Source organism: Oribacterium sp. Sow4_G1_1 (genome assembly GCF_052116105.1).
Lineage (GTDB): Bacteria > Bacillota > Clostridia > Lachnospirales > Lachnospiraceae > Oribacterium.
The window spans coordinates 47,750-72,759 of the sequence record NZ_JBQKLS010000007.1; the positions used below are offsets into that span (position 1 = coordinate 47,750).

The 25,010-nt window shown below is 54.7% G+C and carries 22 protein-coding genes; 4 read left to right on the forward strand and 18 right to left on the reverse strand.

The window, feature by feature from the left end:
• Positions 1-7: 7 nt before the first annotated feature.
• The 11 genes from pyrB to ACTQ52_RS06240 form a co-directional block, all read right to left on the reverse strand.
• Positions 8-925 carry an aspartate carbamoyltransferase gene (gene pyrB, locus ACTQ52_RS06190; protein WP_410042409.1) on the reverse strand — a complete coding sequence of 306 codons (918 nt, stop codon included), beginning with the start codon at positions 923-925 and terminating at the stop codon, positions 8-10.
• Between the two features lie 54 nt (positions 926-979).
• Positions 980-1,624 carry an orotate phosphoribosyltransferase gene (gene pyrE / locus ACTQ52_RS06195; protein ID WP_410042408.1) on the reverse strand — a complete coding sequence of 215 codons (645 nt, stop codon included), beginning with the start codon at positions 1,622-1,624 and terminating at the stop codon, positions 980-982.
• Positions 1,625-1,747: 123 nt separating this feature from the next.
• The gene (pyrF, locus tag ACTQ52_RS06200; protein WP_410042407.1) at positions 1,748-2,446 is read right to left on the reverse strand and encodes an orotidine-5'-phosphate decarboxylase; all 699 of its coding nucleotides are present in this window, start codon (positions 2,444-2,446) and stop codon (positions 1,748-1,750) included.
• 24 nt (positions 2,447-2,470) lie between these two features.
• Positions 2,471-3,382, reverse strand: coding sequence for a dihydroorotate dehydrogenase (locus ACTQ52_RS06205; RefSeq protein ID WP_410042406.1), 912 nt, complete (start codon positions 3,380-3,382; stop codon positions 2,471-2,473).
• Entirely contained in the window at positions 3,376-4,101 is a 726-nt protein-coding gene (locus ACTQ52_RS06210) for a dihydroorotate dehydrogenase electron transfer subunit (protein WP_441982082.1), read from the reverse strand. The genes ACTQ52_RS06205 and ACTQ52_RS06210 overlap by 7 nt, the downstream gene beginning before the upstream one ends.
• 141 nt (positions 4,102-4,242) lie before the next feature.
• On the reverse strand, positions 4,243-5,568 hold the full coding sequence (locus ACTQ52_RS06215) for a dihydroorotase (protein ID WP_441982083.1): 1,326 nt from the start codon (positions 5,566-5,568) through the stop codon (positions 4,243-4,245).
• Between the two features lie 146 nt (positions 5,569-5,714).
• Entirely contained in the window at positions 5,715-5,987 is a 273-nt protein-coding gene (locus tag ACTQ52_RS06220) for a type II toxin-antitoxin system HicB family antitoxin (RefSeq protein ID WP_441982084.1), read from the reverse strand.
• Positions 5,988-5,990: 3 nt separating this feature from the next.
• Positions 5,991-6,881 carry a helix-turn-helix transcriptional regulator gene (locus ACTQ52_RS06225; RefSeq protein WP_441982085.1) on the reverse strand — a complete coding sequence of 297 codons (891 nt, stop codon included), beginning with the start codon at positions 6,879-6,881 and terminating at the stop codon, positions 5,991-5,993.
• Between the two features lie 136 nt (positions 6,882-7,017).
• Positions 7,018-8,199 (reverse strand): tRNA guanosine(34) transglycosylase Tgt, encoded by a 1,182-nt coding sequence (tgt, locus tag ACTQ52_RS06230; RefSeq protein WP_410042401.1) that lies wholly within the window; start codon positions 8,197-8,199, stop codon positions 7,018-7,020.
• A 289-nt stretch (positions 8,200-8,488) separates the two neighbouring features.
• A complete protein-coding gene (gene secD, locus ACTQ52_RS06235) occupies positions 8,489-10,684 on the reverse strand; it encodes a protein translocase subunit SecD (protein WP_441982086.1) in 2,196 nt (731 codons plus the stop codon).
• Between the two features lie 222 nt (positions 10,685-10,906).
• On the reverse strand, positions 10,907-12,106 hold the full coding sequence (locus tag ACTQ52_RS06240; RefSeq protein WP_441982087.1) for an A/G-specific adenine glycosylase: 1,200 nt from the start codon (positions 12,104-12,106) through the stop codon (positions 10,907-10,909).
• A gap of 120 nt (positions 12,107-12,226) precedes the next feature.
• Here ACTQ52_RS06240 and pdxR point away from each other — a divergent pair, with 120 nt between their 5' ends.
• Both pdxR and ACTQ52_RS06250 read left to right on the forward strand, forming a co-directional pair.
• Positions 12,227-13,456: a MocR-like pyridoxine biosynthesis transcription factor PdxR gene (gene pdxR / locus ACTQ52_RS06245; protein WP_441226179.1), complete on the forward strand. Its 1,230-nt coding sequence runs from the start codon at positions 12,227-12,229 to the stop codon at positions 13,454-13,456.
• Positions 13,457-13,481: 25 nt separating this feature from the next.
• Positions 13,482-14,009: a signal peptidase II gene (locus ACTQ52_RS06250; protein WP_410042397.1), complete on the forward strand. Its 528-nt coding sequence runs from the start codon at positions 13,482-13,484 to the stop codon at positions 14,007-14,009.
• A gap of 130 nt (positions 14,010-14,139) precedes the next feature.
• Here the strand turns inward: ACTQ52_RS06250 and ACTQ52_RS06255 are convergent, their stop codons facing one another.
• From ACTQ52_RS06255 to ACTQ52_RS06280, 6 genes are all read right to left on the reverse strand, one after another.
• Positions 14,140-14,739 carry a manganese efflux pump MntP gene (locus ACTQ52_RS06255; protein WP_441982088.1) on the reverse strand — a complete coding sequence of 200 codons (600 nt, stop codon included), beginning with the start codon at positions 14,737-14,739 and terminating at the stop codon, positions 14,140-14,142.
• A 17-nt stretch (positions 14,740-14,756) separates the two neighbouring features.
• A complete protein-coding gene (gene cls, locus ACTQ52_RS06260; RefSeq protein WP_441982089.1) occupies positions 14,757-16,331 on the reverse strand; it encodes a cardiolipin synthase in 1,575 nt (524 codons plus the stop codon).
• Positions 16,332-16,412: 81 nt separating this feature from the next.
• On the reverse strand, positions 16,413-17,423 hold the full coding sequence (locus tag ACTQ52_RS06265) for a GGGtGRT protein (protein ID WP_410042394.1): 1,011 nt from the start codon (positions 17,421-17,423) through the stop codon (positions 16,413-16,415).
• Between the two features lie 24 nt (positions 17,424-17,447).
• Entirely contained in the window at positions 17,448-18,140 is a 693-nt protein-coding gene (locus tag ACTQ52_RS06270) for an iron-sulfur cluster assembly scaffold protein (RefSeq protein WP_410042393.1), read from the reverse strand.
• Positions 18,141-18,311: 171 nt separating this feature from the next.
• Positions 18,312-19,706 (reverse strand): NADPH-dependent glutamate synthase, encoded by a 1,395-nt coding sequence (gltA, locus tag ACTQ52_RS06275; protein WP_441226182.1) that lies wholly within the window; start codon positions 19,704-19,706, stop codon positions 18,312-18,314.
• A gap of 14 nt (positions 19,707-19,720) precedes the next feature.
• On the reverse strand, positions 19,721-20,602 hold the full coding sequence (locus tag ACTQ52_RS06280) for a sulfide/dihydroorotate dehydrogenase-like FAD/NAD-binding protein (RefSeq protein WP_410042391.1): 882 nt from the start codon (positions 20,600-20,602) through the stop codon (positions 19,721-19,723).
• Positions 20,603-20,985: 383 nt separating this feature from the next.
• Between ACTQ52_RS06280 and mgtE the strand changes: the two genes are divergently transcribed.
• Positions 20,986-22,578 carry a magnesium transporter gene (mgtE, locus tag ACTQ52_RS06285; RefSeq protein ID WP_441982090.1) on the forward strand — a complete coding sequence of 531 codons (1,593 nt, stop codon included), beginning with the start codon at positions 20,986-20,988 and terminating at the stop codon, positions 22,576-22,578.
• 141 nt (positions 22,579-22,719) lie between these two features.
• Here mgtE and ACTQ52_RS06290 read toward each other — a convergent pair whose 3' ends face one another.
• Entirely contained in the window at positions 22,720-23,937 is a 1,218-nt protein-coding gene (locus ACTQ52_RS06290) for an iron-containing alcohol dehydrogenase (protein ID WP_410042389.1), read from the reverse strand.
• 392 nt (positions 23,938-24,329) lie between these two features.
• Between ACTQ52_RS06290 and ACTQ52_RS06295 the strand changes: the two genes are divergently transcribed.
• Positions 24,330-24,974, forward strand: coding sequence for a hypothetical protein (locus ACTQ52_RS06295; RefSeq protein WP_410042388.1), 645 nt, complete (start codon positions 24,330-24,332; stop codon positions 24,972-24,974).
• The last annotated feature ends 36 nt before the right edge of the window (positions 24,975-25,010 follow it).

Here is a 25,010-nt window from a genome sequence, read left to right on the forward strand (position 1 = left end):
TGCCTCCTTACTTATCCAGTCCTAAAAGATACAGAATCAGTGCCATACGCATCTGCTTGCCGCAGCGGGTCTGGTAGAAGTACTTCGCACGCGGATCCTGGTCCACCGCAACGGAGATCTCGTTGACTCTAGGGAGCGGATGAAGGATGGCCATATCCGCCTTCGCGGTCTTCAGCTTCTCCGGGGTCAGGATATAGATATCCTTCAGACGAAGGTAATCCTCCTCGTTGAAGAAACGCTCCTTCTGCACGCGGGTCATGTAGAGGATATCGAGCTCCGGCATCGCCTCCTCGAGGGATTTCGTCTCGACGAACTCAGCACCCGCCTCCTTCAGCTTATCGATCTCATACTCCGGAAGACGAAGCTCCTCCGGGGAGATCAGGATGTAGCGGTTATTCGGATAGCGGAGCATCGCATCGATGAGGGAGTGCACGGTACGGCCGAACTTGAGGTCGCCGCAGAAACCGATGGTCAGGCCCTCGACGGTGCCCTTCGTACGACGGATCGTAAGAAGATCCGCGAGTGTCTGGGTCGGATGGAAGTGTCCGCCATCGCCTGCATTGACCAGAGGAACACTGGTGTGCATCGCTGCCACGACCGGCGCGCCCTCCTTCGGATGACGCATCGCGATGATGTCAACATAGTTCGATATCACCTCGATCGTATCGGCCACCGACTCACCCTTCGACGCACTCGTGTTCGATGCACCGGCGAAGCCCAGGGTCTGTCCCCCTAGTGCGAGCATCGCGGACTCGAAGCTCAGTCTCGTACGCGTGGACGGCTCGAAAAACAGTGTCGCGAGCTGCTTATGTGCGCATCGATCCTGATACTTCTCCGGGTGCTGGTCGATATCATCGGCGAGATCCAGCAGATGATGAATCTCATCTACTGAAAGATCCAGAATATTTACAATACTTCTTGCCATCAGAAAGCCTCCTTCAGTCTTATATCTTATGCCAATGTCTCATGTATGTATGTTTTATCCCTTGTGGGTCATCCAGGATTCGTCGGAAGGATTATCACGGAACTTGAGCAGCTTCGCCTCATCCTCCGGCTTGATGTAGTTCTCTTCAACCGCTACCTTGACGAGCGTGTCGAGGTCGCAGAGCGAGGTGTTCACCACGTTCGCTGCGCTCAGGCGGTCGATGCCCTTCTGCATGCCATAGGTGAAGATGGACACGATGCCGAGCACCTCTGCGCCGGCCTCACGAAGTGGCTCCACGCAGTCGAGCACGGAACCACCGGTGGAGATCAGATCCTCGATCACGACGACCTTCTCACCCTTCTCGAGTCTTCCCTCGATCTGGTTCTTGCGGCCGTGATCCTTCGCAGAACCACGCACATAGCCCATCGGGAGTCCGAGGATGTCCGCTGCGATCGCTGCATGTGCGATACCCGCGGTGCTGGTGCCCTCGAGTGCCTCTGCCTCCGGGTAGAGCTCCTTCACCTTATCGGCGATGGCATGCTCTACGAGGGAACGAACCTCCGGGTAGCTCAGTACCAGACGGTTGTCACAGTAGATCGGGGACTTGATGCCCGACGCCCAGGTAAATGGATCGTCCGGCTTTAAAAATACTGCCTTAATCGATAACAGACCTCTTGCGATATCTTCCTTCGTTGCCATAGTCATACTCCTTATTCTAAGCGGATCAGCGGCCGTGCTTCGGACACCGATCTGTTTCTTCTGTTCTTATGTTCCTGCGTCCAATGCTTCCGGCTTCACATCATCACGAAGCGCCACAGCGTCTCAGCCGACGAAATCCGCCATCGCGCGCTCGTACGCCGCGACCGGATCGGCGGCTGCCGTGATGGAGCGGCCGACCACGATGTAATCAGAGCCGATCTCACGTGCCTTCGCCGGGGTCGTCACACGTGCCTGATCACCGACCGCATCGCCTGCGAAACGGATACCCGGGGTGATGGTCTGGAAGTCTGCACCGACCTCCTCATGGATACGACCTGCCTCGAGCGGCGAGCATACGACGCCCTCGAGTCCGGCTGCCTGCGCGTTCTTCGCATACTGTACGACGACGTCTGCGATCGGACGATCGATGAGCAGCTCCTCGGTCATGGTCTCCTGGGAGGTAGAGGTGAGCTGTGTCACCGCGATCAGGATCGGACGGGTGCCATCCTCTCTCGTGAGTCCCTCGACCGCCGCCTTCATCATGCGGATACCGCCGCTCGCATGTACGTTCGTCATGTCGACGCCGAGATCACGCAGGGACTGCATGCCGCCCTTCACGGTGTTCGGGATATCGTGGAGCTTCAGATCGAGGAAGACCTTGTGACCGCGCTTTTTGATCTCACGCACGATCTGTGGTCCCTCGGCATAGAAAAGCTCCATACCGATCTTTACGAACGGCTTGCGGCCGGTGAACTGATCGAGAAAGCGGTAGGTTTCCTCCGCGCTCGGAAAATCCAGTGCAATAATTACGTCCTTACCCATATATTCCTCCTATATATTAAATATTTATTCCACGCAGCCGATGATGTCGCTGAGGCGCTCGATGCCGAGCTCCGCGCATACCTCCGGCAGGTCCTCGATGATGTCACGGCAGACATACGGATTCACGAGGTTCGCAGCGCCGACCTCGACCGCACTGGCACCGGCCATCATCATCTCGATGACGTCCTTCGCCGTGGAGACACCGCCCATACCGATGACTGGAAGCTTCACCGCGTGCGATACCTGGTAGACCATACGGACCGCAACCGGGAAGATCGCCGGACCGGAGAAGCCGCCCATCCTGTTCTTGATCACCGGCTGGCGACGACGGATGTCGATACGCATGCCGAGCAGGGTGTTGATGAGGGCGAGACCGTCTGCGCCGGCCTCTTCTGCCGCCTTCGCGATCGATACGATGTCGGTGACGTTCGGGCTCAGCTTGATATACACCGGCTTCTTCGCGACCTTCTTCACCTCACGGGTGACCGCCGCCACGTTTTCTGCGCTGGTACCGAAGGCCATGCCACCGCCATGTACGTTCGGGCAGGAGACATTGACCTCGAGGATACCGACCTCCGGCACCTCACTCATGGCCTCCGCGAGCTGTACGTACTCCGGGATACTGAAGCCGGAGATGTTCGCTACGAGTGGCTTGTGGAAGTGCTCCCGAAGCTCCGGAAGCTCCTTCTCGATGACCTCGTGCATGCCTGGATTCTGGAGGCCGACGGAGTTGATCATACCGGACGGGCACTCAGCGATACGCGGAAGCTCGTTGCCGTAACGCTCCTCGACCGTCGTTCCCTTGAAGGAGATGGAGCCGAGGATATCGAGATCATAGAGATCCCAGTATTCCTTTCCGTAGCCGAAGGTTCCAGAGGCCGGAATGACCGGGTTTGTCAGTTTGATGCCAGAAAGCTCTGTCGTGATATCTACCATACGATCTCCTCCCATGTGAAAATAGGGCCATCCTTGCAGACGCGCTTGAAGCCGTGCTTCGTCTTCTTGCTGCAGCCCATGCAGGCACCGAAGCCGCAGCCCATGCGTGCCTCGAAGCTGAACTGTCCATCCTTTACGCTGTTGTATACGGCCTTCAGCATCGGCTCCGGGCCGCAGGCGAAGGCGTAGTCGTGGTGATCACCGAAGATGTCGGTGACGAAGCCCTTCGCGCCGTGACTGCCATCGACGGTGGCGACATTGACCGGCACCCCGAGCGCACGGAACTCCTGCTCATAGAACACATCGTCCTTCGAGTTGAAGCCGAGGGCTACATACGGGGTGATGCCCTGCTGCTTCAGTGCCTTCGCCAGTGCGTACATCGGCGGTACACCGACACCGCCGCCGGCGATGACCGGGTTCTTCGGGATATTCCGGAGGTCATAGCCGTTGCCGAGGCCGGTCAGTGCGGTCAGGTACTCGCCCGGCTCCAGGAAGCTCAGATCCTCGGTGCCCTCACCGACGACCTTATAGATCAGGGTCAGTTTCCCCTCGCTCCAGTCACACACGGAAATCGGGCGACGGAGATAGCGTCCCGGGATCTTGATTTCGACGAACTGCCCCGGCTTCGTGATGTCCGAGGTGTCGCCGTCCAGCGTCATACGGAAGATGTCCTGGGCGATCATTTCGTTGCTCAGTACTTTAAATTCAACGTCCTTCATAGGTCTCTGATTCTCCTCCTGTTCTGTATTCTGATAAAAAGGCTTCGTCCGCGCCCTGCGGGCTCTGCCTGGTAATCAAATGATACCATGTATGCGGTCGTACGATGCGTTTTTGTGATCAATGCCATTTCGGTCAGCCAGTCAACGCTCGATGCCCTTTTCGCGGTCATAGACCTCGCGGCCGCCGACGAAGGTCTTCACGACCTCACCCTGCACCTCCATACCATCGTAGAGGGTGCTGTGTCCTTGTGAGTAGAACTTCGTACTGTCGACGGTCCATACCTTATCGAGGTCGAGGATCGTGAGATCCGCTTCGACGCCATCCTCGATGTACTGCGGGCCGGCGATACCGAAGATCTGACGCGGGTTCACGCACATGAGCTCGATGAGCTTCTCCAGTGTGATCGCGCCCTTCCCGGATGCCGGATGCTCCGGGTCACGCAGCACGAGATTCCGGTACAGTGCCGGGAAGCAGGTCTCCAGTCCGACGATACCGAAGGAGGCCTGATCAAGTCCTCTCGACTTCTCCTCCGCACTGTGCGGTGCATGGTCTGTGATGATGCAGTCGATGGTGCCGTCCTTGATGCCCTCGAGGAGCGCATGACGGTCCTCCGCGCTGCGGATCGGCGGATTCATCTTCCAGCTGCCAGACTCCTGAAGATCCATATCCGTAAACATCAGATAGTGCGGGCCAGTCTCACCGGTCACGTGGGTGCCGTCCTTCTTTGCTTCGCGGATGATATCCACAGATTCCTTCGTGGAAATATGGCAGACATGGTAACGCACACCCGTCTCTGCCGCGAGACGTACATCGCGCTCAACCTGCTTCCACTCAGACGCGGAGTTGATGCCGATATGGTGGTGCAGACGTGCATACTCACCGTCATGGATGCAGCCGCCCGGTACGAGCTCACGCTCATCCTCGCAGTGCGCGACGATCATACGGTCGAGGCGCTTCGCCCGCTGCATCGCCTCCCGCATAGAGGCTTCGTCCTGCATGCCCTTTCCGTCATCGGAGTAGGCGATCACATACGGCGCGATCTCCTCCATCTTTCCGAGGGCTCCGCGTCCGGTCTGCTGCTCGGTGATGGTGCCATACGGGTAGACATGCACCAGTGCATCCTTCCGGATCGCCTCAAGCTCCGGCTGCAGGTTCGCGAGGCTCGACGGTGCCGGCTTCAGATTCGGCATCGCGCAGACCGCGGTATAGCCGCCATGCGCCGCGGCATCGGTGCCGGTGCGGATCGTTTCCTTATACGAAAAACCGGGCTCACGCAAATGTACATGTACATCAACGAAGCCCGGAATCATGAACAAACCGTTTAAATCATAAACGGTATCAATGGTATCAGCTGTTAAATTATCAATGGAATCTGTAAACAGTACTCTGTGATCAGAGATCAGAACGTCCTGCTTTCGAAAGCCCTGTTTCGTGAAAATCGATGCATTTTTAAGAAGAGTAGACATGGTTCCTCCTATCCGTGCGGTCCTTAGTTCCGAGATACTATAGCACAGGGAGTACCCCTTTGCAAGGGGCGAAATCATGGTATCGGAGGCCCGGCGGGCAGGCCCTGGAAACAAAGTACTTCGAGTTCGGAAAAATCTAAAATTGTCTACTCGTCCCAGCCTTCACGCGGCATGATGATCATCATGTCGATGTATTTCTCACCTGGTGCCAGGTGAACATCCGCCTGTACGGTGTGTGGTGGGAGGTCGTTGGTGTCCTCGAGTTCGAGCTGGATCCAGTTGATGGCGTTATAGCGGGCATCGGCGAGGGCTTCCTCTTCGGTCGGGCCGACGCCGTAGCAGTCGTCGAGGTCCAGGAAATCGACACGATAGCCTTCGCTCGTCTTATTACGAATAATTGCAGGATAGTATAAGGTCATGGTTTAATCGTCCTCTCTTCCAAACTGTTTACGATATTTATGTGGTGTCTGTCCCATGAAGGACCGGAAGATCTTGATGAAGTTTCCGATATTATGGAAGCCGCACCGCTCCGCGATCTCATAGACATGGGTGTCGGAGTCCTTCAGGAGGCGGGCCGCCTGCTCCACGCGATAAGCATTGATATAATCGAGCGGAGACTCGCCGGTTACGCTTCCGAAGAAGCGGATGAAGTACTGCTCGTTGAGTCCGGTGAGCTCCGAGAGGTTCCGGACATAAATCTTCTCCTGGTAGTGCGCACGGATGTACTGAATGGTCTCCTTGATGGCGAGCACCTGCTTCTCGGAGTCGCTCTCCTCGCGTTCGTGAACGAGGCCGTTCGCATCGAACATGGCGATGAGGCGCAGAAGGTCGGCCATGATCATCAGCTGATCGGCGACCGCCGGCAGCGCATAGGTCCGGATACTGCTGTCCTCCTGCTCCGTCTTCGTTCCGTAGTCCCGGAAGCGGCGCACCATCTCGTTAAACAGGCGCAGGATCTGCAGGAAGCCGAAATCTGACACGGTGATAAAATCCGAAAAGCAGAGCTGTCCGCCGGCGAGTGGCTCGAGCAGGGCGGTATTGACCGGGTCCTCCGCCTGACGGAAGCAGAGATCCGCGAGATGAAAGCGGAGGGAGTAGGCATTGCCCTTCGTCCCGATGGACTCGAGCTTGCGCAGCACGCCAGCGTTCACGATGCAGATGCACTCATCCTGGATCTCATACTCCCGGAGGTTCAGGGTCAGCTTGTAGTGCCCGTTTTTAAAATAGATGATTTCCGGGTCATCATGCCAGTCCAGACTGACCTTCAGCTGCTCCTCTGCCGTATTGATTGACTCATAAAGTATCGCGTTCATCCTGTCTCCGATTCCGATTATCGACGGTCTATACTCTCCCAAAATAGTATGAAGTCATGATAGCATAATTTTTTTACGCAATCAAACCATTTTGTGTGGGGGTGATTTTTCGAAAAATCAGTTTGGTAACAGTATATTATTCTTCGCCACGGTCGTAGGTCTCGAGCTTATCGAGGGCCTCCGCCTTCCAGCTGTCCCAGTAGCCTCCACGGATCGCACCGCGGATTTCCTCGGTCAGGTGGTTGTAGAAGTACAGATTATGCAGTACGCACATACGCATACCGAGAATCTCCTTCGCCTTCAGGAGGTGACGGATGTACGCACGGCTGTAGCCGCCGGTGTAGCTGCCATCCGCAAGCTTCCGTCCGGCACATACCGGGCACTTGCAGCCCTCCTCGATCGGACGATGGTCGAGCTCATACTTCTGGTTGAAGAGATTGATTTTCCCCTTATGCGTGTAGACATGACCATGACGTCCGTTTCTCGACGGATATACACAGTCGAAGAAGTCAATGCCTCTGTCCACGGCTTCGATGATGTTCGCCGGGGTACCGACACCCATAAGGTAGGTCGGCTTCTCCTTCGGCAGATGCGGCACCACGACATCGAGGATGTGGTACATCTGCTCGTGGGTCTCACCGACCGCGAGGCCGCCGACGGCATAACCATCGAGGTTCATCGCTGAAATCGTATCGGCATGCGCCGTACGGATGTCCTCGAAGATACCACCCTGGTTGATGGCGAACAGGAGCTGCTCCTTATTCACGGTATCCGGCAGACTGTTGAGACGGGCCATCTCATCCTTACAGCGCTGCAGCCAGCGGGTCGTACGCTCGACGGATGGCACGATGTACTTCCGGTCCTCGAGGGCCGGCGGGCACTCGTCAAAGGCCATCGCGATGGTCGAGCCGAGATTTGACTGGATCTGCATCGACTCCTCCGGTCCCATAAAGATACGGCGACCGTCGATGTGACTGTGGAAGGTGACCCCCTCCTCCTTGATCTTTCGTCCGGTACCGGCCAGGGAGAAGACCTGGAATCCGCCGGAGTCGGTCAGGATCGGACGATCCCAGTTCATAAACTGATGAAGACCGCCGAACTCCTTGATGAGCTGATCGCCGGTACGCACGTGGAGATGGTAGGTGTTGCTAAGCTCGACCTGGGTGCCGATCTCCCGAAGATCATCCGTCGACACGCCGCCCTTGATGGCAGCGACCGTGCCGACATTCATGAAGACCGGTGTTTCGATGTTTCCATGTACCGTCTCCATGTGAGCGGATTTCGCGCGTCCGCTGGTCGCGACAATTTCATACTTCATTCTCTGAACCTCGATTGCTTGATTCTCTCAAACGCAGACCGGGAAAGCAGCCCGGCGCGCATAGTTCCATTTTTTGATAGGGCTTCCCTCATGAAGAATCCATAACATATGGGGGTCTGACCCCCTTTCTGAAAGGCGTAAGTGGGATGCATCCCTCCGAGAGGGGGTCTGACCCCTTGGCCAGGATTTCAGTTATGTATAGCTACAAAAAGACCGGTCCAAATGGACCGGTCTCTAATGTAACGGAGATTTACAGATACGTCAAGCGCTCTGTCGAAAGCCGCGGGGCTTAAACCTGCCGGCCCTTCTGCATCTTCTGTGACTTCTTTTCAACCTTCGCTGCCTTCTCGGCGGCCTTCTTCGCTGCCTTCTTCTTCGCAGCGTACATGCTGAGGTCATACCAGAGCGGACCTGCGATCGTTACGGAAGACCAGCATCCGGAGACGATACCAACCATCAGCGGCATGGTGAAGTCGCGGATGGAGGATACACCCATCACGAAGAGTACCAGCACCATGATGAAGGTGGTGAGGGAGGTATTGATCGAACGGGTGAAGGTCTGGGAGATTGCGTCATTCACAACATTTGCCAGATCACCACGCTTCGTCGGATCCTCGAGATTCTCACGGATACGGTCGAATACAACGATGGTTGCATTGATCGAATAACCCACGATGGTCAGGATGCAGGCGATAAACGTAGAACCCACGGCCCACTTCAGTGCTGCATAGAACGCGGTCGTGATCAGAACATCGTGCGTCAGTGCCATAACCGCTGCGGATGCAAACTTGATATCCTTGAAACGGATCCAGATGTAGATCAGCATGCAGACGATGGCGATCAGGAATGCCCAGACGGCATCCGCCTTCATCTCCTTCGATACGGCACCGGAGATGTTCTCGGTCGTAATCTTCGCTTCATCTACCTGGAACTCGTCGACGAGATCCTTATAGAGCTCGGTACGCTCCTCAGTCGTCAGTGTTCTGGTCTTGATGATGACCTCGTTCGTGCCGGCAACCTTCGAAGCCTGTACGGACGCGGTACCACCGGTGATGTTCTTGAAGATCGGTGCAACCTTCGCATCGATCTCCTCAAGGGACATGTCCTCGTTGAAGGTGACGTTCGTAGAAGAACCACCCTGGAAATCGAGGTCATAGTTGAACAGGTTTCCGAGAGAAGCCTTATTCATGCCCATGAACAGGAAGCCTGCGATGATAACCACCGCGGAGATGGTGTAGGCGATCTTACGGAACTTGATGAAATCAAGGATCTTCACATCCTTACGTACACCATAGAGTGCCGGGCTCGTGCAGCCGAAGCTGATAAAGCATGCAAGGAGTGCTCTCGTAACGAAAAGTGCCGTGATCAGGGAGATCACGATACCGATCGCCAGGGTCGTTGCGAAGCCCTTGACGGTTCCGGAGCCTCTCAGGTAGAGAACGGCTGCTGCGATGAGGGTCGTAACATTACCATCGATGATGGCAGAAAGTGCCTTGCTGTAACCCGCCTTCACGGCCTGCTCGATCGTGCGGCCGGCGCCCAGCTCTTCCTTCATACGTGTGAAGATGATGACATTGGCATCCACTGCCATACCGACAGAAAGGATGATACCGGCGATACCCGGGAGTGTCAGGGTGACCTCAAAGGCCTGCAGAAGCACGAGCTCGAGGCCGGTATACATGATCAGCGCAAGGGATGCTACGAAGCCCGGCAGTCTGTATACCGCGATCATAAAGAGCATAACGAGGACGAGGCCGACGAGACCTGCACGAAGGGAGGTCGAAATCGCTTCCTGTCCGAGGGTTGCACCGATCACGTTCGAACGAAGCTCCGTGAGCTGTACCGGAAGTGCACCGATACGGATCGTGGAGGCGATACGGGTCGCCTCATCGTAGTCGGTAATACCGGTAATGGAGGCCTGTCCACCCGTGATAGCTTCCTGTACGTTCGGTGCGGAGATGATCTGATCGTTATAGATGATGTAGAGTGGCTTACCGACATTGGCAGCAGTTGCATCTGCAAACTTCTTCGCACCGGCCTCGTTAAACTGAAGCTGGATGATATACTGACGGGATCCGTTCTGATCCGTCATACCCGCACTTGCGTTCTTTACATCATCACCGGTCAGGAGCACCTGGCCCTGCGAATCTGCGAACTGGAGTGTACCCGGCTCACCGAGCTCCTCGAGAATTTCATTTGCATCGGTTGCACCAGGGATATCGATGTTGATACGATTGCTTCCCTCCTGGTAAACCTGGGCCTCGGTCGAGTAGCCCTGTGCCTTCAGCTGGAGCTTATAGACGGTATCCGACATCTGCTCAGAGGTCGGGTTGTCTTCGGTGGTCTGGTAGGTGATGGAAACACCGCCGTTCAGATCCAGGCCCAGCTTAATGTCCTTCGCACCATGAACTCCGAGGAAGCAGAAACCGACGGTAATCGCCAGCACTGCCAGAAGTCCCAGTGCACCCTTCATCTTCTTGTTCATTGGAAAATCTTCCTTTATTATATAAAATTTGCCGGCTCCCGGGCGTGTACAGAGACCTCACCTGAGGGCAATAGCAAACGATATTATAACAAAACGCGGTATGACTAGCAAGGTTTCTGCGAAAAGACCTGTGTTTTCCGGGCTTTCCGGTCTCGTGTGACCAGGACAGGAGCGCCCGGAGGGCTGCCACCAGAAGCACAGTACTCCGGGCTTTCCTGCTTCTCATCCCTCTTCCGGGAGCAGGCTGCGATAGGCGGCGAAGGCGGAAGGGATCGAGTAGGTTTCGGCGAGCTCCTTCAGAGAGACGAGGAGGAGCTGATCGCTGTCGAAGGGGGCGAGTTCGTCAACGGTGATGGCGTAGCCGATCATGTGCCACTCGATGTGGCTGAAGATGTGCTTCGCGGCCGGCAGCGGGCGGATGCGGAGCGCCTGGATGCCGAGGCCGGCCACATACCGGAGGGCGTCCGCTTCGGAGAGGTGGCCTTCGGTGTTCGGAAACTCATAGAGGCTTGCGAGCAGGCCTTTCGGCGGTCGCTTGCCGATGACGATTCTTCCTGCGTCATGAATCAGAAAAACCGTGCGGTCCTCGATGCGACGTGCCTTCTTCTCTGGCATGACAGGGTAGGCGGTCTCTTCTCCACGGGCGTGCGCCGTGCAGAAGTCCCGGAGCGGGCAGTCTGTGCAGAGCGGTGCACGGTTCGGGAGGCAGATCGTCGCCCCAAGATCCATGAGGGCCTGGTTAAAGCTGCCCGGTGTGTAGAAACCGTGAGCAGCACACGTCGCCCGCTCTGCAACACGGTCTGCATCCGGAACGCCCGCCCCCGTATCCGTCAGTGACAGACGCGCTGTCTCAAGACATTTTTCTGCTGACGCCGTACCCTGCGTGGTGCGTACGCCCTCCGGCATCCAGCGAAGGTAGTATTCGGCAGCCACCTTTCGTGCCTTCTCCGTCTTGATATTCTCCGGATACGCGCTGAGCCGGGCGAATACGCGCAGGAGGTTTCCATCGACCGCCGGTACTTTCTCCCCGAAGGCGATGGAGGCGATGGCCGCCGCGGTATACGGTCCGATGCCTGTGATCCCGAGAAGCTTCTCATAGCTTCCCGGCATCTCCCCGCCATACGCTGTCATAATCTCCTCTGCCGCCTTATGCATATTCCGCACGCGGGAGTAGTAGCCGAGCCCCTCCCAGAGCTTCATGTAGACGTCCTCCGGGGCCTCTGCCAGCGCACGGATATCCGGGCAGCTCGCGAGAAAGCGTGCATAGTAGCCCTTCACGGTATCTACCCGGGTCTGCTGCAGCATGATCTCGGAGATCCACACATGGTACGGGGTCGGATTCTCACGCCACGGGAGGATCCGGCGCTTCTCCGCATACCACTCGATCAGCTTCTGTGTCATCTGTTCTGATATTTCCATCATTTGATTCCTATATGTCCTGTTGGTTCTGAAGCTATAGTATATACGCTGATGCCGATTTCGCACATCGAAATTTTCATGTTATAATCTGATTATAGATTTTCACGTCAGAAAAGAGAAGTTATGCGACCAGCAGATGAAACGAAACGACCAGCCTATCTGAAGATTTACGAAGCACTCCGCGGCGACATCACGAGTGGCGCCTATGCGCTCGGTGAGCGCGTACCGTCGAAGCGGACGATGGCGGAGCAGACCGATACCTCGGTCATCACGGTGGAGCACGCTTATAATCTCCTCATCGACGAGGGCTACATCGAGGCGCGCGAGCGCAGCGGTTACTTCGTCTGCTACCGCTCAGAGGATGCCTTCCCCGTCGGGGATGCTTCGGACGATGCAGACGGCCGGCACGCAGATGGCACGCCTTCCGGCTCTTTCGTCGCCACCGGAGACAGTCGGCCGGCAGAGAATATGACCTTCCGAGCTTCAGCAGAAGCAGCGGGCGGAACCATGATCTCTGCATTGACCCAGGCAGAAGGCGTACCGGCGACGGATCAGTACGAGGCAGCCGCCACAGAGCTTTCCTTCGCGGGCTTCGCACGGACGATGCGGCGCGTACTGTCGGAATATGCGGAGGAGTGCATGCAGCGCTCACCGAACGAGGGAACACTCTACTTCCGCGAGAGCATCGCGCGCTACCTGCAGCGGAGCCGAGGCATCCATGTCGATGTTTCGCAGATCATCGTGGGAGCCGGATCCGAGTACCTCTACAGCCTGATCGTACAGATGCTCGGGCGTGAGCGGGTCTATGCGCTGGAGGATCCTTCCTACGAAAAGATACGGAGGGTGTATGAGGCGAACGGTGCGCACTGCGAGCTTCTGAAGCTCGGCCATCACGGCATTCACTCGAGTGAGCTCCGGCGTTCGAACGCAGGCGTACTGCATGTGACACCCTTCGACTCCTATCCGAGCGGTGTGACGGCGACGGCCGGCAAGCGACAGGAGTACATCTCCTGGGCGAAGCAGCGCCAGGCTATGATCATCGAGGATGATTACGCCTCCGAATTCTCACCCTCGACGAAATCGGAGGACACGCTCTTTTCGCTGGCACCAGAGGAGACGGTCATCTATATGAACACCTTCACGAAAACCATCTCCCCGGCGATCCGAACCGGTTATATGCTGCTCCCGAAGAAGTGGGCGGCGGAGCTGAAGGCAAAGATCAGCTTCTACTCCTGCACTGTTCCGACCTATGATCAGTATGTGCTCGCGGAGTATCTGAACAGCGGTGCCTTCGAGCGATATATCAACCGGGTGCGCCGGAAACGTCGTCAGGATCGAAAAAAACTGATATAATATAGTTTATAAAAGGAGGTGCCTTATGGGACTGATCAAGAATATGAAGACCACACATCTGATCTGGACGATTTCAGGTGAGTTCATGCACTATACGGCGATTGCGAGCCTCATCTGCTCCATCGACCAGATGTTTAAGACAGCGATCGATACCGAGCCGGAGGAGAACTTCCCTCGCGAGATGCCAGGCACGAAGGGCTATGTGCAGATCATGCGCGCACATAATCCGGGCTTCTCGAAGGGGCATCTCAAGGAATATCCGGAGTTCGTAAAGCTGAGCTCCATGGCCGCGGTCGGCTTCCTCGCCGGTGGACTCCAGTATATGACCGCCTACTTCCCGAAGCGCTATAAGCTCCGGAAGCTCGGCATGTCCATCGTGATCGGCGGTGCGCTCAGTAACGTTCTCGACCGCGGAATGCATGGCGAAGTCACGGACTACCTGAACATCCGCATCGGAAGCCTGAAAAAGATCATCGTGAACATCGGTGACATCGCGATCTGCCTCGGCGGCGCGCTGTATGCACTCGCTTCGCTTTTTGGGAGAGACGACTGATTCACAGAAGACGCCGCGCCACGTGTGCTTCACTCATGCCTACAAGAACAGCCAGCGGTCGAAAGGCCACTGGCTGTTATCATACGTACGACTATTCTGTCATGATCGGCAGATACCGCTGGTGAGCAGCTCATCCGAAAAACAGACCGCTGACGAAAATCTCGATCCCGATGCCGATCAGGATCACACCGCCGAGGATGGCCGCCTTACCGCTCAGCTTCGTGCCGGCCACGCGTCCGATCTGGAGTCCGCCGCTACAGATCACAAAGGTCACGACCGCGATGAGGATGGTCGCGGCCAATGCTTCCATCAGGTGGTACTCCGAAATCGTGAAGCCGACCGAAAGTGCATCGATCGAGGTAGCGACGCCCTGCATCGCGAGCTTCCCGAGCGGAAGCTTCGCATCCGTCTCTTCGATGCCACACTCCTCTCCCTCCGGGTTCCGAATCCCCTCCAGCAGCATGCTGCCACCGATATAGCAGAGAAGAATCAGCGCGATCCATGGAATCAGCTTCTGAAAGGCCTGAAAGTACAGCACGATCGTGTGGACCAGCACCCAGCCGAGCATCGGCATAAGCCACTGGAAGAACGCGAAGCAGCCGGCGATCCGGCCCATCTCCGCGCGCGGCATCTTCGGATTCGAGAGCCCATCCGCCATCGATACGGAAAAGGCATCCATCGCCAGACCGACGCCGAGCAGCACGCTGTTTACTACAAAAGAAATTCCCATATACCTGTTCTCCAGCATCACATCAGCTCTGCAAAGAGACGAAGAAAGAGCTGCCACAGTCGCTTAAAGGTGCCTCGGCGGCCGATGCGGTATTCATCCGTCACCTCACGGCACTCCTTAAATGTACGGTCGAAGTCCGCCTTGATCTCCTGTACCGCGGAGCAGTCCGCCAGGAAGCAGCCGTTCTCGAAGTGGTGATACAGGGAACGATAGTCAAGGTTGATGGTACCGCAGGTCGCCATCCGATCATCGGCCACGCTCATCTTCGCATGGCAGAAGCCCGGCGTCCACTCGAAGATGCGGACACCATTCCGCACGAGGCCGTTATAGAAGGAGCGAGTGACACCGTAGACCATCCGCTTATCCGGGATACCCGGCGTGATGATCCGCACATCCACACCTCGCTTCGCCGCGAGTCCGAGTGCATGGTTCATCTCATCCGTGATGATCAGATACGGTGTGATGAAGTAGCAGTACTTCTCTGCTTTGTTCGCCATACTGATGTAGACATTCTCCCCGACCTGCTCGTCATCCATCGGACTGTCGGCATACGGCTGGATGAAGCCCGTCGGCTCCTTCGCGGTATAGTGATAGCTCTTCAGGAAACGAAGCGCATCCGGGTCGTCCCAGTCGGTCGCGCGGACAGCATTCCACATCTCGAGGAAGGTGAGGGTCATGCTCTGCACCGCTGGTCCCTCGATGCGGATACCGCTGTCCTTCCACTGCCCGTATGGGTGTGTCACATTGAAATACTCATTGGCGAGATTATAGCCACCGGTGAAGCCGACACGGTTATCGATGACGGTGATCTTTCGGTGATCACGGTAATTCAGGAAGAGGTTTGCGCCTGGTGCGAACGGATTAAATACACGGCAGTGAATCCCGAGTCGCTCCATCTTCTTCACGAAATCCGTCGTGATGAAGCCGATGGAACCCATATCATCATAGAACACACGCACATGGACGCCGGCCTTCACACGCTCGACGAGCACCTCTTCGATACGCCACCAGGACTCCTTATCCTCGATGGCATGGTACTCCATGAAGATGAACTGCTTCGCCTTCCGAAGATCGCGAAGCTGCGCCTCCAGGCCCTTCGCGGCATCATCGTAATACTCGACATCCGTGTTCCGGTAAACCGGGTAGGAGGCATAATTCTGAAGATACTGTGCGATGGAGGCCGCTGCCGGATTCTCCTTTTTCAACGCTTCCAGATCCGCCGGATCCGCAGTATCCTTCAGTGCCAGGAACAGCACATGATCGATTTTCTGGTAACGCTCCCGCATCTTCCGTGTCGACACATCGAGACCGATGAGGAAGTACAGGACGATACCGAACACCGGAAACGCCATGATGAGGATGATCCACGGCATCTTCATCGAGCTCGTCTTATGCTGCCCGTAGATGACAAGCACCATGAGCAGTGCGATCACCTCCGTCACATTCTGTACCCACTCCGCGTACCGGCTCAGTCTCGTAAAAAAGGAGATGATCAGAAGAATCTGAATGATCAGTGCCAGCCCGACGAAAAGTGCCCGCAATATACCGTTTTTATTCGCTGCCTTTCCTTCTTCCGTGCTGAAATCTGCCATATATTCACATCCTTTCGATTTTTAAAAACGAGGGGCTATCGAAGCGATAACCCCTCGTTCGTATAATTGTGGAAAAATCCTTTAGAACTTGCCAGCCTTTGCAGCCTCAGCGACAGCTACGGCAACGGATACAGTAGCGCCAACCATAGGGTTGTTGCCCATGCCGATCAGACCCATCATCTCTACGTGTGCAGGTACAGAAGATGAGCCAGCGAACTGTGCATCACTGTGCATACGGCCGAGTGTATCGGTCATACCGTAGGAAGCAGGACCTGCTGCCATGTTATCCGGGTGAAGTGTACGTCCGGTTCCTCCGCCTGATGCTACGGAGAAGTACTTCTTACCAGCCTCGAGGCGCTCCTTCTTGTAGGTGCCTGCAACCGGGTGCTGGAATCTGGTCGGGTTGGTAGAGTTACCAGTGATGGAAACGTCTACGTTCTCCTTCCACATGATGGCTACGCCCTCTGGAACAGAGTTTGCGCCATAGCAGTTAACCTTCGCTCTTGGGCCATCGGAATAAGCGATGCGCTCTGTCTCGGTGACGGTGTTGGTATATGGATCATACTCAGTCTCAACGAAGGTGAATCCGTTGATTCTGGAGATGATCTTCGCAGCGTCCTTGCCGAGGCCGTTCAGGATAACACGAAGCGGCTTCACACGAACCTTGTTTGCGTTGTTTGCTATACCGATCGCACCCTCAGCGGCTGCGAAGGACTCGTGACCTGCGAGGAAGCAGAAGCACTCGGTTTCCTCAGAAAGGAGCATCTTGCCCAGGTTACCATGGCCGAGACCTACCTTACGGTTGTCTGCTACGGAACCAGGGATGCAGAAGGACTGAAGTCCCTCACCGATTGCAGCGGCAGCGTCAGCTGCGTTTCTGCAGTTCTTCTTGATTGCGATTGCAGCACCTACGATGTAAGCCCAGCAAGCATTCTCGAAGCAAATGGTCTGAACGCCCTTTACCATGTTGTAAACATCGAGGCCAGCGTCTTCTGTAATCTTACGAGCTTCTTCGATATCAGCGATACCGTACTTATTTAAAGCTTCATTGATCTGCTTGATACGTCTCTCGTATCCCTCAAATAATGCCATCTTAATTTCCTCCTTCTGAGCTTATCACTGCTTACGTGGATCGATGAACTTAACAGCATCGTCGATACGACCGTACTGGCCCTTTGCCTTCTCCCATGCTGTGGTAGGATCATCACCCTTCTTGATGAAGTCTGTCATCTTACCGAGGTTAACATACTTGTAACCGATAATCTGATCATCCTTATCCAGTGCGATGTCAGTTACATAACCCTCAGCCATCTCAAGGTAACGAGGTCCCTTCTTCAGTGTACCGTACATGGTACCAACCTGGGAGCGGAGGCCCTTACCAAGGTCCTCAAGACCTGCACCTACGGCAAGTCCGTCATCGGAGAATGCAGACTGAGAACGGCCATATGCAATCTGGAGGAACAGCTCTCTCATGGCTGTGTTGATTGCATCACATACGAGGTCGGTGTTTAATGCCTCGAGAACGGTAAGACCCGGAAGAATCTCTGCAGCCATCGCAGCAGAATGCGTCATACCAGAGCAGCCGATGGTCTCGACAAGTGCCTCCTGGATGATACCTTCCTTAATATTCAGAGAAAGCTTGCAGGCACCCTGCTGTGGTGCACACCAGCCTACACCGTGTGTGAATCCGGAAATATCCTTTACTTCCTTGGACTGTACCCACTTTCCCTCTTCAGGAATAGGAGCAGCACCATGATGAACACCCTGTGCGATAGGGCACATGTTCTCAACCTCATTTGTATAGGTCATATGAATCTCCTTTCAACAATCCACGCAAATTCGAAAACGTGAACGACGCAAAATTCAAATTTCCACAGCATAAAACACTGTCTTGGAAACTTTGTCTATTTTCTCACAAAGAAGGCGTGTATTCAAGTGAATACACGCCGAAAATTTCATGTATACAAAATTCTTTTATGATTACTCTGTGGTGCGGCCCATGAGATAATCATCGATGCCCTTTGCAGCAGCCTTACCGGCACCCATCGCAAGGATAACGGTTGCAGCGCCGGTTACAGCATCACCACCGGCATAAACGGCGGTCTTCGAAGTCTGTCCGTTCTCCTCCTTCGCGATGATACAGCCATGCGAGTTGGTGTCGAGACCAGCGGTTGTATCCTTGATGAGCGGGTTCGGAGAGGTACCGAGGGACATGATGACCATATCGCAATCCATGTCATATACATCGCCAGGGATCGCTTCTGGTCTACGACGACCGGATGCATCCGGCTCACCGAGCTGCATACGCTGAATCTGAACGCCCTTTACCCAGTCATTCTCATCGGTATAGATCTGAATCGGATTCTCGAGGAGATCGAAGATGATACCCTCCTCCTTCGCGTGATGAACCTCCTCACGACGTGCCGGAAGCTCTTCCTCGGAACGACGGTATACGATATGTACCTCTGCGCCGAGACGAAGTGCGGTTCTCGCAGCATCCATCGCTACGTTACCACCACCGACAACGACGACCTTCTTACCAACCTTGATCGGCGTATCGGAATCATCACGATAAGCCTTCATAAGATTATTACGTGTCAGGAACTCATTTGCGGAGTAAACACCGTTTGCAGACTCGCCCGGGATGTTCATGAAGCGAGGAAGACCTGCACCGGAGCCGATAAATACGGCATCGAAGCCCTCTTCTGTGAGCAGGTCATCGATGGTCAGGGAACGACCGATGATAACGTTGGTATCGATCTTTACACCGAGCTTCTTTACGTTCTCGATTTCCGGCTTTACGACACGATCCTTCGGAAGACGGAACTCTGGAATACCATATACGAGAACGCCACCTGGCTGATGGAATGCCTCAAAGATGGTTACATCGTAGCCGAGCTTTGCAAGATCGCCTGCGCAGGTCAGTCCGGAAGGACCGGAACCGATGACGGCTACCTTCTTGCCATTCGGTGTGCCCGGCTTCGCAGCCACATAGTCATGCTCTCTCGCCCAGTCCGCTACGTAACGCTCGAGCTTACCGATGGAGATCGCCTCACCCTTGATACCACGTACGCACTTACCCTCGCACTGTGTCTCCTGAGGGCAGACACGTCCGCATACTGCTGGAAGTGCAGAGGACAGTGCGATCACATCTGCTGCTGCCTCGATATTGCCTTCCTTTACGTGATGGATGAAGCCCGGAATGTTGATGGAAACAGGGCAACCCTTCACGCACATAGGGTTCTTACACTCGAGGCAACGGGTCGCCTCAAGGTGTGCTTCTTCGTCATTATATCCGAGACAAACCTCTTCGAAGTTTGTTGCTCTTACCTTCGCATCCTGCTCGCGGACAGGAATTCTATTCTTAACGTCCATTCTCTGCCTCCTGATTATTTATCTGCTTCGCAGCCGCCGGAGTGTGTAGCACCCTCCTGTAATGCGAGCATCGCTCTTCCCTCTTCATCCTTGTACTGTCTCTGACGCTTCATCGCGAGGTCGAAGTCTACGAGATGTCCATCAAACTCAGGTCCATCCACGCAGGCAAACTTCACCTTATCGCCGACGATCAGACGGCAGGCACCGCACATGCCGGTACCATCGATCATGATCGGGTTCATGGAAACGATGGTCGGGATGCCGAGATCCTTTGTGGTGAGGCAGGCAAACTTCATCATGATGACTGGTCCGATGGCTACGCACTTCGTATACTTCTTGCCGTCTTCATTGACCAGCTTCTTCAGAATGTCGGTTACGACACCCTTCTCGCCGTAGGAGCCATCATCTGTACATACATAGACATTGGCCGCCACCTTGCGAAGATCCTCTTCCATAATCAGAAGATCCTTGTTTCTCGCACCGAGGATGACATCCGCCTCGATGCCGTGCTCATGCAGCCACTTCACCTGCGGATAAACCGGCGCAGCACCAACACCGCCGGCAATGAAGATAAATGACTCCTTCTTCAGCTCCTCGATCGGTGTGTCGATCATCTCGGACGGTCTGCCGAGCGGTCCTACGATATCCGTGAAAGAATCACCGGCCTTCAGGTGGCTCATCTTCTCGGTGGAAGCACCGACTACCTGGAATACGATGGTGATGGTCTCTGCCTCCCGATCGTAATCTGCGATGGTAAACGGAATTCTCTCGCCCAGCTCTCCGAGCTTCGCAATCATAAACTGACCAGGCTCACACTTCTTGGCAACAAATGGTGCCTTGATGACCATAAGCCAGTCCTTGTCAACAAGGTGCTCAACTTTGGTTATTTCGTACATGATTTCCTCCATGTTCTTCGTTCTCTGAGATTCCAGAACGCAGAGCGACTTCTGCGACTGAATCACAATACTTTTATTATAACATTTCCCATCGCAATCTCAACAAAAGTTTCACAGGATTGCTGTTTATTTAACGATCTCTTTATGGCTTTTATACATATCATTCATATATTCTCCGGCTGCTTCACAGCAGAAAGTACGTTTTCTGCCACTTCTGTATCGTCAGTGATGCCGCTTCCTATATATAAGGAAAACGGTGGATGCTTATCTGTCCGTACAATTCAAAAAAAGGTTGCCATATCGAAGCCGAATTTTTAAAATGGGAAGAGAAGTAAACGGTATGCAGGGGTTTCTGCCCTCATGCATAGATCAGGAGGTGCGCCATGGATGAACTGAAGCAGCAGGATGAAGAACATAAGCTGAATCAGGAAACAAGCGCTGCAGGAAAGTCTGTTTCGAATGTCGATCCCCGTTCATGGGAAGACGACGAACCGGAGATTCCGGAGGAGTCGCGCCCGAACCTGACCGACCTTTTCGAGTCCATCCCGGATGATGATAAAAAATCAGACGATGATGAGCGAAGCCAGATCCATACTGATACCGATGACTTCGATGAGGACCGGGAAGACGAACCGGAACGTGAGGACGAACTCGAAGAGCTCATCGACGAGGGGAATAAGGAAGAAATCAGTGAGTACTACGAGGAGATGCAGCCGGCCGACTTCGTCGAAGAGGTCGATGACCTCGATGATGAGGACCTGCAGAAGCTCCCGAAGTTCCTGAATACCGAACAGCTGACCGAGATCATGGAGGAGGCAGATGATGACACGCGTCAGCGTATCAGTGAGCACCTCGATGATGATACCCTGCTCGCCATGTTCGAGGACATGTCGAAGGATGATATCGTAGATATCCTGGGCGAGATGGAAATCGCTCATCAGAAGCGACTGCTGAACCGCATGAAGTCCGGTGACCGTCGGATCATTCATACCCTCCTGCAGTATCCGGATGACAGTGCCGGTGGTATCATGACCACCGAGTACATCGCCCTGCGTGAGGACCGTACCTGTGCCCAGGCACTCGACACGATTCGTGACATCGGTCCGAAGACCGAGGTCATCGAGACGATTTATGTCACCGACGAGGAGCGCCTGAAGAAGCTGGTCGGTACCGTCGACCTCCGAGATCTCCTGAGCTCTCCGCGTAACACGAAGCTGTCCGAGATCATGGACGATCAGGTCGTATCCGTCGAGCCGGAGGTCGATCAGGAGGAGGTCGCCCAGGTCGTATCGAAGTATGATCTGCAGGCCATCCCCGTCGTGTCCAGTAAGGGCTCCATCCTCGGCATCATCACCGTCGATGATATCATCGATGTCATCAATGAGGAGCACGATGAGGATATCGCGCACTTAGGAGGTACCTCCGCAGAGGAGGGTCTCGATACGACCCTCTGGGAATCGGTACGCATGCGTCTGCCGTGGCTGCTGATCAACCTGCTGACGGCATTCCTCGCGTCCTTCACCGTCAAGATGTTTGAATCGACCATCGCGAAGGTGGTCGCCCTCTCCGCGACGATGACCATCGTCTCCGGTATGGGCGGCAATGCCGGCACCCAGACCATGTCCGTCATGGTCCGTGAGCTCGCAAACGGCGAGATCACGTTTAAGGAGAACTGGAAGCCCTTCGTGAAGGAGATCCTGCTCGGCGTCGTCGATGGTGCGGCTACCGGTCTCGTTACCGGCATCGTGGTCGCCCTTCTCTATGGCAATGTCTATCTCGGACTCATCATCTTCCTCGCGATGATCGGCAACCTCGTGGTTTCCGGCATCTTCGGCTTCCTCGTACCGCTCACGCTCGAGAAGCTGCATGCTGACCCGGCCCTCGCGTCGAGTATCTTCGTGACAACTGCGACGGATGTCCTCGGATTCTTCATCTTCCTCGGACTCGCCAGCGCGTTTCTCCCATATCTTGAATAATCTGAATCTTCATGGGCGCAGGGCCTCCAGGGCCCTGCGCCCATTGTTTTACCCAAAAAGGAGCGCCGCCCGGATGGGCGGCGCTCCTTTTAAGAGAAAAAGTCATTGACTAAGCTTTCGTATGGATCAGATCAGGTCTGATTAGAAATCTACCTCTGTGTCATAGTAGCAAGCCTTCAGCAGCTTCTCCATCTCTTCCTGAGACGGCTGACGAGGGTTGGAACCGGTACATGCATCACCGATCGCTCTCTCTGCGATGCCAGGGAGTCTCTCAAGGAATACATCCTCAGGTACGAAGCCCTGCTCTGTCGGATAGGAATCTGCGCCATAGTTCTTGATGCAGTGCGGGATGTTCAGCTCATCGTTCATCTTGCGGAGATACTTGATGAGGTTTGCAACCTTCTCATCATCGTTTGCGCCCTCGAGGTGCATGTAATCAGCGATGACACCATATCTCTTCTTTGCGGTCTCGTCCTTTGCGTTGAAAGCGATAACCTTCGGAAGGTACATAGCATTTGCGGCACCGTGGATGATGTGTGCGCCGTAATCAGCGAATACAGCACCGGTCTTGTGTGCCATAGAGTGAACGATACCAAGCAGTGCGTTCGAGAATGCCATACCAGCGAGGCACTGTGCATCATGCATGGTATCACGCGCAACCATATCCTCGTTGTAGGACTTTACAAGGTTGTTCTGGATGAGCTCGATGGCATGGATTGCCAGCGGATCGGTGTAGTTGCAGTTTGCGGTAGAAACATACGCCTCGATAGCATGTGTCATCGCATCCATACCAGTGTGCGCAACGAGCTTCTTCGGCATGGTCTCTGCAAGCTCAGGATCAACGATCGCAACATCCGGTGTGATCTCGAAGTCAGCGATCGGGTACTTGGTGCCCTTCTGATAATCCGTGATGATCGAGAAGGCAGTTACCTCGGTTGCAGTACCGGAAGTAGAGGAAATCGCACAGAAGTGTGCCTTATGGCGAAGCTCCGGAATACCGAATACCTTACACATATCCTCGAAGGTGCAATCTGGATACTCATACTTGATCCACATTGCCTTCGCAGCATCGATCGGTGATCCGCCGCCCATCGCGATGATCCAGTCAGGCTGGAACTCGATCATGGCTGCAGCGCCCTTCATAACGGTCTCAACGGATGGATCCGGCTCGATACCCTCGTAAAGCTGAACCTCAAATCCAGCCTCCTTCAGGTACTCCTCTGCTCTCTGGAGGAAACCGAAACGCTTCATGGATCCACCACCGACGCAGATCATCGCCTTCTTACCCTTGAAGTTCTTGAGCTCTGCTAATGCGCCCTTACCGTGATAAATGTCTCTTGGTAAACAGAATCTAGCCATAGTATATTCCTTCTTTCTTTTTGACAAGCCTCTGTCGCATCACGAACGATGTGTCCGCCCGCCGAGGTTTGTTATTTCTTTAACATTCAAAGACATTATAGCATTTTGCTCAGTCAATAGCAATGGTGATTAAGTGATTTAGTATAATTTCAACAAATTATTCGCATTTTTTTGACAAAGTAGACGAAAGTTGAAGCCACTGCGGATTCGTCAGGAAGCCCGGAGCGCAGGCAGCAGAAGCCCTACGGAGAGGTCCCTTCTGCGTAACCGTTCCGCTACCTGATCTCCGGCCCATGCCTGATCTGTATTCCGTTTCCCTGCGATATCTGTTAATATAGAGGCATTGACCCAAACCTGATCGAAAAATCGATACACATAAGAAAGAGGTATACATGTTAAAAGTCGAAAGAACATCCGTGATGAATCTGGAAAACGCGATGCGCGGTGCCCGGAATCCGCTGAACTCCTGGGCACGCTCCGACAGCTACTACGATGAGGATGGAAACTATGTGCTGGGACCGAATGATCTCTCCCTCGCAAAGCGTCTCCGTCTCGCCGGCTCCGATCACCGGAAGTATGTCCGCCAGATCTTCGTCTGCTGTGATGTCACAGCACCGCTCTACTGGTGGAAGGAGTACGATACCTATAAGGTGGCGACCGTCGCAAACTCTACCTCAACCATGCATAAAATCCACAGTAAGCCGATCGAGCTCGAAGATTTCTCGCATGATCATCTGACCGACGATGCACTCGAGATCATGAAGAATTACATCGCGGAGATCGAGAAGATCCGCCTCCGCTATATGGAGAACGGGAAGGATAAGGCCGACTGGTATGATCTCATCGAGATGCTCCCGGAGTCCTACAACCAGATGCGCACCATCTCCCTGAACTATGAGACGCTGATCAACATCTACTTCGCACGGAAGAATCATAAGCTCGACGAGTGGCATACCTTCTGCCACTGGATCGAGACCCTCCCCTACGCGAAGGAGATCATCCTCGCGGAGACGGAAAACGCGGAACCGGAGGCCTGAGACCACGCACAGCGCACATAGATGCATAGTAAAAGA

Coding starts and splice junctions, on each gene's coding strand:
- tgt (WP_410042401.1), bottom strand. CDS start 8,199: ATGAAGTATGAAATTGTCGCGACCAGCGGACGCGCGAAATCCGCTCAC.
- ACTQ52_RS06225 (WP_441982085.1), bottom strand. CDS start 6,881: ATGAACGCGATACTTTATGAGTCAATCAATACGGCAGAGGAGCAGCTG.
- ACTQ52_RS06205 (WP_410042406.1), bottom strand. CDS start 3,382: ATGGTAGATATCACGACAGAGCTTTCTGGCATCAAACTGACAAACCCG.
- pyrB (WP_410042409.1), bottom strand. CDS start 925: ATGGCAAGAAGTATTGTAAATATTCTGGATCTTTCAGTAGATGAGATT.
- ACTQ52_RS06295 (WP_410042388.1), top strand. CDS start 24,330: ATGTTAAAAGTCGAAAGAACATCCGTGATGAATCTGGAAAACGCGATG.
- pyrE (WP_410042408.1), bottom strand. CDS start 1,624: ATGGCAACGAAGGAAGATATCGCAAGAGGTCTGTTATCGATTAAGGCA.
- gltA (WP_441226182.1), bottom strand. CDS start 19,706: ATGGACGTTAAGAATAGAATTCCTGTCCGCGAGCAGGATGCGAAGGTA.
- secD (WP_441982086.1), bottom strand. CDS start 10,684: ATGAACAAGAAGATGAAGGGTGCACTGGGACTTCTGGCAGTGCTGGCG.
- ACTQ52_RS06250 (WP_410042397.1), top strand. CDS start 13,482: ATGGGACTGATCAAGAATATGAAGACCACACATCTGATCTGGACGATT.
- mgtE (WP_441982090.1), top strand. CDS start 20,986: ATGGATGAACTGAAGCAGCAGGATGAAGAACATAAGCTGAATCAGGAA.
- ACTQ52_RS06270 (WP_410042393.1), bottom strand. CDS start 18,140: ATGACCTATACAAATGAGGTTGAGAACATGTGCCCTATCGCACAGGGT.
- ACTQ52_RS06290 (WP_410042389.1), bottom strand. CDS start 23,937: ATGGCTAGATTCTGTTTACCAAGAGACATTTATCACGGTAAGGGCGCA.
- cls (WP_441982089.1), bottom strand. CDS start 16,331: ATGGCAGATTTCAGCACGGAAGAAGGAAAGGCAGCGAATAAAAACGGT.
- ACTQ52_RS06255 (WP_441982088.1), bottom strand. CDS start 14,739: ATGGGAATTTCTTTTGTAGTAAACAGCGTGCTGCTCGGCGTCGGTCTG.
- ACTQ52_RS06265 (WP_410042394.1), bottom strand. CDS start 17,423: ATGGCATTATTTGAGGGATACGAGAGACGTATCAAGCAGATCAATGAA.
- ACTQ52_RS06280 (WP_410042391.1), bottom strand. CDS start 20,602: ATGTACGAAATAACCAAAGTTGAGCACCTTGTTGACAAGGACTGGCTT.
- pyrF (WP_410042407.1), bottom strand. CDS start 2,446: ATGGGTAAGGACGTAATTATTGCACTGGATTTTCCGAGCGCGGAGGAA.
- ACTQ52_RS06220 (WP_441982084.1), bottom strand. CDS start 5,987: ATGACCTTATACTATCCTGCAATTATTCGTAATAAGACGAGCGAAGGC.
- ACTQ52_RS06210 (WP_441982082.1), bottom strand. CDS start 4,101: ATGAAGGACGTTGAATTTAAAGTACTGAGCAACGAAATGATCGCCCAG.
- pdxR (WP_441226179.1), top strand. CDS start 12,227: ATGCGACCAGCAGATGAAACGAAACGACCAGCCTATCTGAAGATTTAC.
- ACTQ52_RS06215 (WP_441982083.1), bottom strand. CDS start 5,568: ATGTCTACTCTTCTTAAAAATGCATCGATTTTCACGAAACAGGGCTTT.
- ACTQ52_RS06240 (WP_441982087.1), bottom strand. CDS start 12,106: ATGATGGAAATATCAGAACAGATGACACAGAAGCTGATCGAGTGGTAT.